The organism is Ruminococcus difficilis (assembly GCF_016680995.1).
The window spans coordinates 86,508-99,767 of the sequence record NZ_JAEQMG010000035.1 but is presented as its reverse complement, the minus strand read 5'-3'; the positions used below and the strand labels follow the sequence as shown (position 1 = coordinate 99,767).

At 53.1% G+C, this 13,260-nt stretch carries 11 protein-coding genes; 3 read left to right on the top strand and 8 right to left on the bottom strand.

Going from position 1 to position 13,260, the window contains the following annotated elements:
• Window positions 1–61 precede the first annotated feature (61 nt).
• From JKK62_RS02155 to JKK62_RS02120, 8 genes are all read right to left on the bottom strand, one after another.
• The gene (locus JKK62_RS02155) at window positions 62–1,366 is read right to left on the bottom strand and encodes a transglutaminase domain-containing protein (protein ID WP_201426762.1); all 1,305 of its coding nucleotides are present in this window, start codon (window positions 1,364–1,366) and stop codon (window positions 62–64) included.
• Window positions 1,367–1,409: 43 nt separating this feature from the next.
• Window positions 1,410–2,798, bottom strand: a complete 1,389-nt coding sequence (locus JKK62_RS02150; RefSeq protein ID WP_201426761.1) for a transglutaminase domain-containing protein — start codon at window positions 2,796–2,798, stop codon at window positions 1,410–1,412.
• On the bottom strand, window positions 2,798–3,811 hold the full coding sequence (gene tsaD, locus JKK62_RS02145; protein ID WP_201426760.1) for a tRNA (adenosine(37)-N6)-threonylcarbamoyltransferase complex transferase subunit TsaD: 1,014 nt from the start codon (window positions 3,809–3,811) through the stop codon (window positions 2,798–2,800). The genes JKK62_RS02150 and tsaD overlap by 1 nt, the downstream gene beginning before the upstream one ends.
• A 110-nt stretch (window positions 3,812–3,921) precedes the next feature.
• On the bottom strand, window positions 3,922–4,377 hold the full coding sequence (gene rimI / locus JKK62_RS02140) for a ribosomal protein S18-alanine N-acetyltransferase (RefSeq protein ID WP_201426759.1): 456 nt from the start codon (window positions 4,375–4,377) through the stop codon (window positions 3,922–3,924).
• Window positions 4,374–4,829, bottom strand: coding sequence for an arsenate reductase/protein-tyrosine-phosphatase family protein (locus tag JKK62_RS02135; protein ID WP_201426758.1), 456 nt, complete (start codon window positions 4,827–4,829; stop codon window positions 4,374–4,376). The genes rimI and JKK62_RS02135 overlap by 4 nt, the downstream gene beginning before the upstream one ends.
• Before the next feature lie 200 nt (window positions 4,830–5,029).
• Window positions 5,030–7,624 (bottom strand): DNA polymerase I, encoded by a 2,595-nt coding sequence (gene polA, locus JKK62_RS02130; protein WP_201426757.1) that lies wholly within the window; start codon window positions 7,622–7,624, stop codon window positions 5,030–5,032.
• A gap of 182 nt (window positions 7,625–7,806) precedes the next feature.
• Window positions 7,807–9,015, bottom strand: a complete 1,209-nt coding sequence (alr, locus tag JKK62_RS02125) for an alanine racemase (protein WP_243411725.1) — start codon at window positions 9,013–9,015, stop codon at window positions 7,807–7,809.
• 154 nt (window positions 9,016–9,169) lie between these two features.
• Window positions 9,170–9,424 (bottom strand): hypothetical protein, encoded by a 255-nt coding sequence (locus JKK62_RS02120; protein ID WP_201426756.1) that lies wholly within the window; start codon window positions 9,422–9,424, stop codon window positions 9,170–9,172.
• 403 nt (window positions 9,425–9,827) lie between these two features.
• Between JKK62_RS02120 and JKK62_RS02115 the strand changes: the two genes are divergently transcribed.
• The 3 genes from JKK62_RS02115 to JKK62_RS02105 all read left to right on the top strand — a co-directional run bounded on the left by JKK62_RS02115 (window position 9,828) and on the right by JKK62_RS02105 (window position 12,927).
• Window positions 9,828–10,409 (top strand): TetR/AcrR family transcriptional regulator, encoded by a 582-nt coding sequence (locus JKK62_RS02115; protein ID WP_201426755.1) that lies wholly within the window; start codon window positions 9,828–9,830, stop codon window positions 10,407–10,409.
• 271 nt (window positions 10,410–10,680) lie between these two features.
• Window positions 10,681–12,261: a sodium/proline symporter PutP gene (putP, locus tag JKK62_RS02110; RefSeq protein ID WP_201426754.1), complete on the top strand. Its 1,581-nt coding sequence runs from the start codon at window positions 10,681–10,683 to the stop codon at window positions 12,259–12,261.
• A 210-nt stretch (window positions 12,262–12,471) separates the two neighbouring features.
• Window positions 12,472–12,927, top strand: coding sequence for a hypothetical protein (locus JKK62_RS02105; protein ID WP_201426753.1), 456 nt, complete (start codon window positions 12,472–12,474; stop codon window positions 12,925–12,927).
• Window positions 12,928–13,260: the final 333 nt, after the last annotated feature.

Genomic DNA, 13,260 nt, shown 5'->3' with positions numbered 1-13,260 from the left:
TATTGATGCGGTTGAGATTGCCACAGCTTATCACACGAGTGTGCTAAACTTCGCATTACTATTAATAGTAATGCAGCTCTACGGCAACGATACGGCTTCTCTCATGCGTGAAGTAACCGATATTGGATTCGTCGACGCTGTAATCACTCAGCGAATTATTCACCGCGTTGATATAAGAGAAGAAATGCTGCGGATAATCCACGAACAGATCGGTGATGACGGTCTGATAATCCAGATCATCTTCCACATAAAAGACGAAGTACTCCTCCTGCCGCTGAGCGGCGGTGAGCATACCGCTCTTCACATCCGCGGCGTCATAATCGCTTAAATGCGGGGTTTTCTGCTTGTAGTAGCCCATGATGTCGTCAGTACATTCGGGGATATAGATATTCATCACGCTGGCGGAGTATTCACCCGTATTGCCGTTGATCTCCTCATCCTCAAGGGAAGTAAACAGCGGAGAGATCGTGTGATCCTCCAACAGATAGTCCTCGTTGACATTACAGTACAAATGACGCGCGTAGGTCTGTTCCTGATCATCCCATGTCGGGTCGACATAATACCATGATTCGTCCAGCTTCACCGCGTTCCAGATGTGCATCTGATCATGGCTCTCACCGATCACGCCGACACATTCGACGCCCAGACCGTTGAGAAGCATCTGAAACGCTCTGACATAGCCCTCACACACCGACACCTTATTGACCAGCGCGCCATAGGCGGTATAAGTATCGGGATTGTTGTTATCCAGGTTGATGGTGTCTACGTCCTTATCATACTCAACGTGGTCGATCAAAAAGTCATGCACCATCACCTCGCGCTCAAAGGCGGACAGGCCGTCGGGTACGGTCGTGTAGAATGCGTTGGCGACCGAATGGATCGCGTTCAGGCGTTTACTGACCTCTTCGGGTGAAAAAGCGGAATAGATCTGGATCGCCGTCATACTCTCATCACTGTAATAGCCCATAGTACCGGTCAACCAAAAGATCTCGGGATGGTCGTCGGTCAGAGCCTTTGACGTCGTGCGCACCTCCGCCTCACTCAAGGAGTAACCGTTCAGCTCGATCCTGGGGATGGGATACCGGTCTTCCGTCGGATCCGGCGAGATATCGTAACAGTTTGCAACGATCTTGTTATAAAGCTGTTTTTCTCCTTCACTCAAAAGCGCGTCATAGGAATAGGTCGAGGTGACCGGCTCATAGCCCTCGCTGTAGGTCAGGTTATCGGGCTTGACCTCCTTATACGGCGTCACTGTCTCAGTTGTCCTTTGAGGAAATTGAACCGTCGGCAGAATGTCCGAAAGACTGCACGAGCACAGACATCCCGTCAATAGGATCAAAAGCAAAATCATCCATTGTTTTTTCATTATCATTCCTACATTTCATTGCTGCACGGCGACGCGGTACAGCTTATCGGTACGGCATTTCAAACACGATCAGCCCGCGGTCATCATAGCTGTAATACACCGCGTCGGCGTCCGTATCCAAGGGAGCATCAGCCAGAACGGTATTCGCCTGATCCATTGCCTGATAATACGGCTGATCGCCGTCAAAGAGCGAATCACACAGCGCCTGAGCCGTGGTATCGGATCCCGCGTTGATCATCAGCGCCGCGGATCTCTTTTCAGCCGCCCGCACGATGCCGTCGCACAGCGCATCGACGTCGGGAGAGGACATCCTGATCCCTTCGCGCAGATAGTAGCAGTAATCGGTCGCGGTACAGGCAGGCGGCAGATAATTATTGATATAGCACTCCAGCAGACCGTATTCATCATCGGTGATCTGCGCATAGGTTTTATCCGTCGTATGATCCAGCGCCATCACCTGATCGGTAATATTCAGATAGACATAAGCGCCCCTGATCTCTTCTTCATCATCCGGATCGTCCCATGTCACATCCGCCATGTACCATTCGCCGTCCAGCTCGACCGCGTTCCACAGATGGAGGGTATCGGTCATCTCGGCGCCGTCCTCTTCAAGTATGGCGGTACCGCTGATACAGACGGTGTCGATACCGAGCTCCGAGCATAGATAATCGAAGCTGTAGGCGTAGCCTTCACATACGGCGACATGATCGACCATCACACCGTACAGATTGAACAGCGACGGATGGGAATCTTCATATTCCGTATCATCGAGTATATTTTCATCATACACACAATGATCGATAATATACTTGTAAACATAAACCTCGCGCTCATACGCGGACAGCTCCTTCGGCATTTCCCGATAGAACGCCGCAAGCGCGTCATCGATCTTATGCATCATCTTCACGACCTGATCGGCAGTGTACTCCGAGTGCAAAACCAGCTCGGTGGTATTTGATGCGGTATCATAATCGATATCAAAAAGGTAATCCATCCAAAAGATCTCTGGATGATCGTCGAACGCCGCGATGATCGCCGCCTCTGCCTCTTTGGGAGAGCAATCCGTACCGTCGAGAATAACAGGGCGCATTTTGTAGGTAGTATCGCCCTCGACCTTCTCATCCGAAAAGCAGTAGCACCCGTCAAGCACCTTGTCATAGATCGTTTTTTGTACGTCCGTTTGCAAGGTCTGATACGAATGGGCGACGTGCTTTGGTTGATAATCCTGCGGGTGGGTGAATTCGACGCGGTTGACGATATGAAAGCCGTACTCGTCATCATGCAAGCCGATCGCGACGTCCCCGCCCGAAAGCGGCAGATCGGTATACCGCGTCACCGGCGCGGATTTTTCCTTTGGCGCTTGGGCGCAGGAGCCGAGCGTCAACAAAAGGAGTACGATGATCGAGGCGGATATTACTTTTATGAATCGCATCAGAATCCCCTCTGATCGATCGGCAGGGTCGCGACGGCGTTAAGGTCGCTTTCGGCGATATTGCCGTCCAGATACTCATAGTAGCTCTGTGAGCCGACCATCGCGCCGTTATCGCCGCAAAGGGATTTTTCGGGCATATAGAGGGTGTATTTACCCTTGCATAAGCGCTCAAGCTCGCGACGGAGCAGTGAGTTCGCCGACACGCCGCCCGCCGTGACGAGGGTCGTATAGCCTAGGTCCTCGGCGGCTTTGAGGAAGTTGTCCGTCAGACATCCGACCACTGCCTTGCGGTAGGAAGCGCAGATATCGGCAACGGGGATCTCCTCCCCTTTTTGTTGTTTGTTATGGATCAGGTTGATCACCGCGGTCTTGAGTCCCGAGAATGAGAAATCATATTCCGCGCCGTCCACATGCGGATGCGGCATCGGGAAAGCGGCGTCATCACCGTTTTCGGCGATCTTGTCGAGCTCCACGCCGCCGGGATACGGGATCCCCATCGCGCGCGCCGCTTTGTCAAACGCCTCGCCTGCCGCGTCATCACGGGTTCTGCCGATCACGCGCATATCGGTATAGCTGAGCACCTCAACGATATGGCTGTGACCGCCTGAGACGACCAAGCACAAAAACGGTGGTTTTAATTCTTTATGTGAAATATAATTCGCCGCGATATGGGAGCGCAGGTGGTGAGTCGGGATCAGCGGCTTGCCTGTCGCCAGTGAAAGACCTTTCGCAAAATTCACACCCACCAACAGCGCGCCGATCAGTCCGGGCGCATAGGTGACGGCGATCGCGTCGATATCATCGAGCGTGCAGTCAGCCGCCTTGACGGCTTCATCCACTACGCCGACGATCGCCTCGGCGTGCCGCCGTGACGCGATCTCGGGGACAACGCCGCCGTATAACTTGTGCTCCTCCACCTGAGAAGCGACGATATTAGAGAGAACGGTTCTGCCGTCCTCCACAACAGCCGCGGCGGTCTCGTCACAGCTGCTTTCTATTGCTAAGATTTTCATAACCATTCAACCTTTCGGGATTCAGAAAAGCCTTCCCCTCGGGGGGAAGGTGGGCTTTTCGGCTCCTGAGAGTCGAAAATCTCGGATGAGGGGACAACCTCTCCGTTTCATCAAGGATTCGGCGCATTACATACGCTAATTGACAGATTCATGATCACCGCGTCTTCTTTTGGCTTTTGATAATACCCCTTGCGTACGCCGATCCGCTCAAAGCCGAGGCTCTCATATAATCGGATGGCGGAAGTATTGCTCTCGCGCACCTCTAAGAAAATGGAATCCAACCCCTCCGCACTTTGTATCGCGGCGGTGATCAGACTGCGCGCGATCCCTTTTCTGCGACAATCGGGATGTACGGCGACCTCAACGATACTGCCCTCATCCAGCACCTGCTCAAAGGCGAGGAATCCGATGATCCTGTCATACTCTACCGCTACCGTACAGCGTGAATCGCTTTTATCGAGCTGAGAGCGCAATGATTCCATCGTCCACGCGCTGTCGCCGAAGCAGAGGTCCAGAAGCGCCTTTACCTGCTCCAAATGCGCAGGCAGCATTTCCGTGATCCTCATAGGGTGGTGATCAGTACCTTGATCGCGCCGACGATGTCATCACGACACTTGCGGTAGGCGTTCAGATCGCCGCCGTAGGGATCGACGATGTCCATCCGCAGATCGTATTTATCATCCACATTCGGCGCGCGGTACAGCACGCGAACAAACTGAGCGGGGATGCCCATCGACTTCAATATCTCGGCGTGCTCCTCCGTCAGACCGACAAAGAGCGCGTACTCGTTCAAATCGACCGAGGGCAAAAAACGTGTTTTGTGCGTCGACAGATCAAGTCCGATCTCGGCGACCGCCTGGATGGCGTTTTGTGAGGCGGGTCGATCGCCGACCGCCGCGAATCCGGCGCTTTCGGCACGCCAGTCCAAGCCTTTTTCTTCCGCAATAGAATTAAAAATCACTTCCGCCATCGGACTGCGGCAAGTGTTGCCGGTACAAACAAATAATACTTTTTTCATATTGATCACCTTTCAGTTTCGCTGTCATTGCGAGGACTCATTATAATCGGGTGCGGGTTGAGGCGTTGTCCAAATCTATGATTTGGTATACAACTCCCATGCAACAGCGCTCCAAGAGCAGATTTATCTGCGATTGGCTTAGCGCCACTGCTGTCCCGCCATTCACCATTCACCGTTCACCGTTCACCATTCACCAATCATCAGCCTTTTGCTTCATACCATGTCTCGCCCATGGATGCTTCGGCGGTGAGGGGAACGCTCAGATGAACCGCGTTCTCCATCTCTTCCTGCAAAAGCATCGCGACCTGCATACTCTCGAACGCGGGCGCTTCGACGATCAATTCATCGTGCACCTGCAAGATCAGGCGTGCCTCTAAGCTCTCGCGCTTCAACCTCTCGTCCACCCTGACCATCGCGATCTTGATGATATCGGCGGCGGTGCCTTGGATGGGCGCGTTACGCGCGACACGCTCGCCGAAGGAGCGGGTATTGAAGTTGGACGCGGCAAGCTCCGGCAGATAACGCCGTCTGCCCTCGAGCGTAGACACATAGCCGTCCGCCTTAGCCTGCTCGATGGTTTTCTTCATATAGCTGTCGATCGCGGAGAATCGCGCCAGATAATTGTCGATATATTTCTGCGCCTCTCGCACGGTAACGCCGATATCCTTCGACAGCGAGAACGCGCCGATTCCGTAGACGATACCGAAGTTGACCGCCTTCGCGCGTGAACGCATCAGCGGCGTGACCTGATCGATCGGCACGCCGAACACCTCGGACGCGGTGACGGTGTGGATATCGATATTGTCGGTGAACGCCTTGCGCATGGTTTCATCACCCGCCATATGGGCGAGCACGCGCAGTTCGATCTGCGAGTAATCCGCGTCGACCAGCACACAGCCGTCCTTCGCCTTGAAGAAGCGGCGGAATTCGCGTCCGCGCTCGGTACGCACGGGGATATTCTGCAAATTCGGCTCGGTGGAGCTGATACGCCCCGTCCGGGTCTCGGTCTGGTTAAAGGACGAATGGATCCGTCCGTCGTCGGCGACCTTGTCGATCAGCGAGTCGCAGTAGGTCGATTTGAGCTTGGCGACCGTGCGGTACTCCAGGATCTTTGAGATGACCGGGTGCAGGGGCAACAGGCTTTCGAGCACTTCGGCGTTCGTCGAATAACCGCTCTTGGTCTTTTTGCGCGGCGGCAGGTTCAAATCCTCAAACAGCGCCTTGGCGAGCTGCTTGGGCGAGTTGATGTTGAACTCGTAGCCCACATCCTCATAGATGGACGCCTGCAGTTCGTCCGCCTCTTTGCCGAGCTGTTCTCCGTAGCCGCGGATCGCCTCGACGTCGACCATAAAGCCGAGATTCTCCATCCGCGCCAATACCCGCGCGAGCGGTATCTCGATCTCGTAGAGCAGTTGATCGTTGGCGATCTCGTGGATATCGTCGGCAAGGCGCTTGCACAAAGCGGGCAGCGCGTGGATGAAGCCTAAGCCCTCTTCCCCGCTCTCAGCCGTCGCGACGGGAATGCTGTACTCGGCGCAGAGCCGTTCGGACTCATAGCTGGACGACGAGGGGCTGAGCAAATAGGCGGCAAGCGAGGTATCAAAGGCGATATCCGCCTCGATCCCCTCACGGTCACAGTAGGCGAAGATCGGCTTGCTGTTGTCCGTATAGAGCTTTTTGCCGCTGCTCAGAACCTTTTTTATTTCTTCTGTGGAATTAACTCGATATAATATTTCTTCTGTAGAAATATAAGCAGTCTTCGGTTGCGATTGCCGCAGGTTTGCACCCTCAGGATGACTATCATTATTTTCTTCAAAAGAAATTTGAACATACAGTTCTTTATTCTCTGAAAGAATTTTATCTACCGTTTCACTGTCGGCGTCGACGACCTTAAACGTCCGCTGTTCATCCTGCTCGACAACCTTGTCCTCCGACAGCTCCAGGTCATACTTCTTGATCAGCGAGAACAGCTCGAGCCGTGCCATCAATCGCGCGGCGGCGGCTTTATCACCCTCGCCGACCAGATAGCGGTCAAGCTCCGTATCGATCGGAGCGGTCAGGCAGATCTCGCCGAGCATACGGCTCATAAAGCAGTTATCCTTGCTCTTCTCGAGCTTCGCCCTCATACCGGGCTTGATGTCCAGCTCGTCAAGGTGGTCATAGATATAGTCGATGTCGCCGTACTTTTGGATCAGCTCGGTCGCGCCCTTGGGTCCGATGCCGGCAACGCCGGGGATGTTATCGGAGCTGTCCCCCTGGATCGCCTTGATCTCAATCAGCTTCTTCGGCTCCACACCGTATTCCTCTTTGACGACGTCGGGCGTATAGAGCATGGTGCCGTTGAGGTTCTTCGATAACCGCACCGAAACACTGTCGTTCACGAGCTGCAGACTGTCGCGGTCACCGGTCGCGATGACGCAGGTGTTGCCGCTGTCGGCACACGCCTTGGAAAGCGTGCCGAGGATATCATCCGCCTCATAGCCCTCGCAGGTGACGAGCTGATAGCCCAGATCGGTCAAGAGCTCCTTGAGCGGCGCCATCTGCATGTGCAGCTCCTCGGGCATACCCTTGCGGTTCGCCTTATACAGATCATACGCCTTGTGGCGAAAGGTCTTTGCCTTGAGGTCAAAGGCGATCGCCACCGCGTCGGGCTTGACGTCCGACCTCATGCGGTCAAACATGGTCAAAAAGCCATAGATCGCGTTCGTGAACTGACCGTCCTTGGTGGTCAGCGGCTTGATGCCGTAGAACGCGCGGTTCAATATACTGTTTCCGTCTACTACTAATAGTTTCATATTGACTCCTCAAAGCCTCCCTTTGGTAAAGGGAGGTGGGTTTTGCAAAGCAAAACTCGGAGGGATTGTATTACTCGCCAATTATCATGGCAACCGAATTAAAATAGTTTCTCGCTTTGCTCGGACAATATTGCAATCCCTCAGTCGCTTTGCGACAGCTCCCTTTACCAAAGGGAGCCTTTTTAGATTTTATACACCACATTCCCTGTGATCCAGTTGGTTCTGTACAATCTGGGGACACGCTTTGATACGGCGCACAACACCTCATAGCTGATGGTATTGCCCCAGCTCGCGATATCCTCCGCGGTCGGCTCACCATCATTGCCGTTACCGAACACGACGACCACATTGCCGACCTGAGCCTCGGGAAAATCGGTGACGTCCAGCATGGTCTGATCCATGCAGATCCGTCCGATGATCGGGCAGTTTTTGCCGAACTTCTTGGTCTTGTCCCATACGAACATATAGCCCTTTTCGGCATACGCGCGTATGTAGCCGTCGGCATATCCGACCGGCACGGTGGCGATACGCATATCATGCGCGGCGGTGAAGGTGCGGCCGTAGCTGACGGTGGTACCCGCCTTGACGGTCTTGACGTGCGAGATCAGGGTTTTAAGCCGCATGGCGGGCTTGAGATCCAACTGATTGCGCATATTCTCCGAGGGTGCGTAACCGTACAGCACGATACCCGCCCTGACCATATCGAGGCGCATGGACGGATAATCCATGATCGCGCCGGAATTGGAGCAGTGACGGATCGCAAATCGAATCCCCTGCTTTTCCAGCTCGTCCACCGTGTGGATGAAGTTCTCATACTGCTTCTTCGTATACGCTTCACCGTTATCACCGTCATCGGCGACCGCGAAGTGCGTGAACACGCCTTCGGGGATGATACGCGGCAGACTGCACGCTTCTTTTATTTCTTCTATAGAATTATTATCTCTCGGAAATTCCTGACACATAAACCCGATACGGCTCATACCGGTGTCGAGCTTGATGTGCGTCTTGACTTCCACGCTGAACTCCTCGCACCAGTGCGACAGCTCCTTGGCGTAGTCGAGGCTGTACACCGCCTGTGAGATATTCTGACGGCTCAGATCACGACAGCGGTTCGCGGGCGTATAGCCGAGGATGAGGATCGGCTCTTCGATCTCGGCTCTGCGCAGCTCCAGCGCCTCATCCAGATTGGACACCGCCAGAAAATCCACCCCCAGCTCATGATAGAGCTTGCAGATCTCCACAGCGCCGTGACCGTAGCCGTCCGCCTTGACGACACAGCAGAGCTTGACGCCCTCGCCGATCGCGTTGCGGATCGCCTCATAATTCTCACGGATCGAATTCATATTGATCTCCGCCCATAACCGGCGGGTAAATATCAGATTGTCTTCCAAAAATGTCACTCCCTCAGAAGCATATATATCGTTATTATAATACAATTTAAGATTAATTACAATATAACAGGAGAAATTTGTGGATGCGGCGGTACGCCCCAATAACAGAGGGATGTTTTTCCGTGGGGCACGGCAAAATAGATATGCTTCGCATTTATACGACATATTTCGGATAGGTTTCGGGAGGAGCAAGCCCCTCCCCTACAGTGAACGTTTCAGCGTATTTGTAGGGGAGCGGCTTGCTGCTCCCGCCGCAGAGCGTTGGTTTATGGATCGCGTCAGTTGAGAAGATGGATGTTTCCGTAGGGATGGTCATTGACCATCCGCATGGCAGAGCGTTGGTTAAAATGTAACGTTCGTTAAGGAACTGTACGTTCTGTAGGGTACGGCGCTTGTCGACGTACCGCATGGCAGAAACGTCGTATTCCTATCTAACGTTTTCGATAACGAAAACGCCCGTCATTCTGCGGACGACCGATAGTCGTCCCTACGGCAAAATGGATTTGCTTCGCGTTGGATAGCGTTTCATGGAAAGGTTTCGGTACGTCGGACACGCGTGTCCAAGCGCCGTACCCTACGAAGAAATTGATTTGCTCCGCATTTAAACGACATATTACGGATATTTTTCGGGAGGGGTCTCCCCGCTGGGGAGGTGCCCGAAGGGCAGAGGGGTGCCGTCTGCGGCTGAGCAACAAGCCCCTCCCTACAGTAAACCTTTCAGCGAATTGAAGGGTACTGTGCAATGCCGCCGTCTTGACAGTCGGCAGACCGTAGTATAGAATATAGTCTATACTGTTACCGGAGTGAAACACATGAGGAAATCCAACAACCAAACCAAAAGCAAGATCGTCTCGGCGGCATGGCAGCTGTTCTACGATCAGGGCTTTGACAACACCACCGTTGACGAGATCATACGCCTGTCCGGCACCTCCAAGGGCTCGTTCTACCACTACTTTGAGAGCAAGGACAGTCTGATCGGCTCCCTCGCCTATCTCTTTGACGAGAAATACGCCGAGCTGGAGCAACAGCTCGATTACGGCAAAAACGCCGTCGACAACATGCTGTTCCTCACACGCGAGCTGTGCATGATGATCGAGAACAACATCGACATCGAACTGCTCTCGCGCCTGTACGCGCAACAGCTGAGTAAGCGCGGGCAGAAGGAGCTGCTCGATCACACCCGCCTGTACTACCGCCTGCTCAAAAAGCTGACGATCCAAGGTCAGGAGCGCGGCGAGATCACGCGGCAAAAGTCCTCGGCGGAGATCGTGCGCCTGTACGCGATCACCGAAAGGGCGCTGCTGTACGACTGGTGTCTGCACGGCGGCGAATACTCGCTGACGGAGTACGCGGGCAGCGTGATGCCGCTGATGCTCAGCGCGATCCGTATTTAAAAAGTTTTTTGTCAACGATTCAGTCTGTTATATAGTCTTGTTAAAAATCAGCTGTATAACAGGCTTTTTCTATATATCATTGCAATTCGTATCAAAATCAGTCTATACTTTATTCTATATTGATTTTCACAATTTAATGTGCTAAGATATACTGGTGTTGTTCCATACAACAGAAACCAGGCGGATGATTCCGCTGTCATTTCGGGAGAACTGAATCCCGATCACGGGAGGAGCAAGCCCCTCCCCTACATTAATTATTGGAGGGAAAAGAATGTCAACCAACACTATTGTCGTTCTTGTTGCGTTTGTTGTATACATGGGCATGATGATCCTCATCGGCGCCTTGAACAGCAAGCAGAGCAACAACGAAGACTACTTCCTCGGCGGTCGCGGACTCGGCTCATGGACTGCGGCGCTCTCAGCGCAGGCGTCCGATATGAGCGGATGGCTGCTGATGGGTCTGCCCGGCGCGATCTATGCTGCCGGTACAGGATCGGCATGGATCGCGATCGGTCTGCTGATCGGTACCGTCCTCAACTGGTTCTTAGTCGCCAGAAGGCTGAGAAAGTACACCATCGTCGCGAACAACTCGCTGACGATCCCCAGCTTCTTTGAGAACCGCTTCCACGATAAGAAGGGCGTGCTCAAGATCGTATCGTCCATTATCATCATCGTATTCTTCGCGGTCTACACCGCCTCGGCATTTGTATCGGGCGCTAAGCTCTTTGCGAATGTATTCGGTACCGGCGCTGACGATAACACCGCTTATGTTGTCGGTCTGGCTGTTGCAGCAGTCGTCATTCTCATCTATACCCTGCTCGGCGGCTTCAAGGCGGTATGCTACACTGACTTTATCCAGGGTCTTTTGATGCTGGTCGCGATCCTCGCTGTTCCGATCATCGCATACATTTCTATCAGCGGCGATCTCCAAGGCGCTCTGTCCGCGAAGGGCGTCGCGGATCCTGCGGGATTCCTAAGCCTGTTCAAGAATGATACCGGCAGCAATCTGACCGTGAAAGAGATCATTCTCGGACCTGCCGGTCTCGGATGGGCACTGGGCTACTTCGGTATGCCGCATATCCTGATTCGCTTCATGGCGATCAAAAGCGATAAAGAGGTCAAGAAGAGCCGCGTTATCGCCATCGTATGGGTCATTCTGTCGCTTGGCGCAGCCTGCTTCCTCGGCGTTGTAGCCAGAGGCTTCCTTAATGAGGATCTCATTGCCAACGGAAAGAAAGAACTTGTATTCATCAAATCGATCCTGCAGATCTTCGACGGCAACATCTTCCTCGTCTTCATCGGCGGCATCTTCCTGTGCGGTATCCTTGCCGCGATCATGTCTACGGCTGACAGCCAGCTGCTGGTCACCGCGTCCGCTGTAAGCGAAGATATGTTCAAGGGCGTTATCAAAAAAGACGCAAGCGAAAAAACCTCTTTGCTCGTCGGCAGAATCGCTGTTGTGGTAGTCGCGATCATCGCGTTTTTCATCGCTCTCAAGCCCAACCCCTCTGTTATGGAGTTGGTCGAATATGCGTGGGGCGGCTTCGGCGCGGCGTTTGGCCCGATCATCCTGCTTTCCCTGTTCTGGAAGCGCTTTAACCTTCCGGGCGCCGTCGCGGGTATGATCGTCGGCTTTGCGAGCACCGTTATTTGGGATTACATCCCGCTGTTTAATATGGTAGATGCTGAAGGCAATGCTATCCGTACTCTCAAACAGCTGACCGGTGTATATTGCCTGGTCGTCGGTTTCGCGCTGGCACTGGTCGTTGCGGTCATCGTGACCCTGATCACCAAGAAGCCCTCCGCCGAGATCGAAGAAGAATTCGACAAAGTCAATACGGTAGAGATCTGAGCCGGTTAACGGTTAACGGTTGATGGCGGACTCCGTCCGCACCTGATCGATCATTGTCACCGCAACGACACGTGCGTCCGCCTCCACGGCAATCTCAACCGAATCATCATCAAGCAAACGCTCCCGATTTCGGGGGCGTTTTTGTATACCTCTATTGATTATCTGCAAAGGTCGTGATATAATGTAACTATCAAAATCGGAGGTGATGTGATGAATACTAACAGTCAAATTCCCAATCACCCAACCAACTACGTTGAGATCGATCCCCGCAACAATCCTGTTCCGTCGGAATTTCGAAAAAGTGCGGACAAGAAAGGGCTCGCCTCCTTGATAATCGGAATCATCCTGCTGTTCTTTCTCACCTTCGGTCAGATTTTACTCTATTTACCTTTTTCGGGATTATTCGATTACATCTTCGGCACCGTACTCGAATTTATGCTTTTAATGTGTCTGTTACTTCCATTTGCTCTTGTGATAGGGATAATCGGCATTGTACTCGGCGCAAAATCCCGCAAAGCTATGCGCATGGGAAACGGTATCGGCAAAGCGGGATTGATCATCTCGATCATTGCCACTGTGATCATCGCGGTATATTTTATTCTGCTCCTAACCATTTTAATCTACACGACATTAACATGGGGACAACATAACGGAATACCCCACTGACTTATATGACAACAAATCAAGCGCATGATCCGCGCCCGAAGCTCGGGGGCGGACTTTTTCATGCTGTTCGCGGTATTATTTGCAGGGGAGCGGCTTTGAGGAGTTGTCCAAATCTTTGATTTGGTTTACAACTCCCATGCAACAGCGCTCCATCGTCGTTACACGCCGTACTCGATAAGCGTATCCGGTTGGTACGCTTTGATCTCGTGTGGCGGCTCCTCCTCTCCCCATAACTCGGGGAGTTATGGGGTCCCCTGTATCTGCGATTGGCTAAGCGCCACTGTGCTGCTCCCGCAGCAGAGCGTTTGTTTAAAATGCAATGATCGTTGAGGG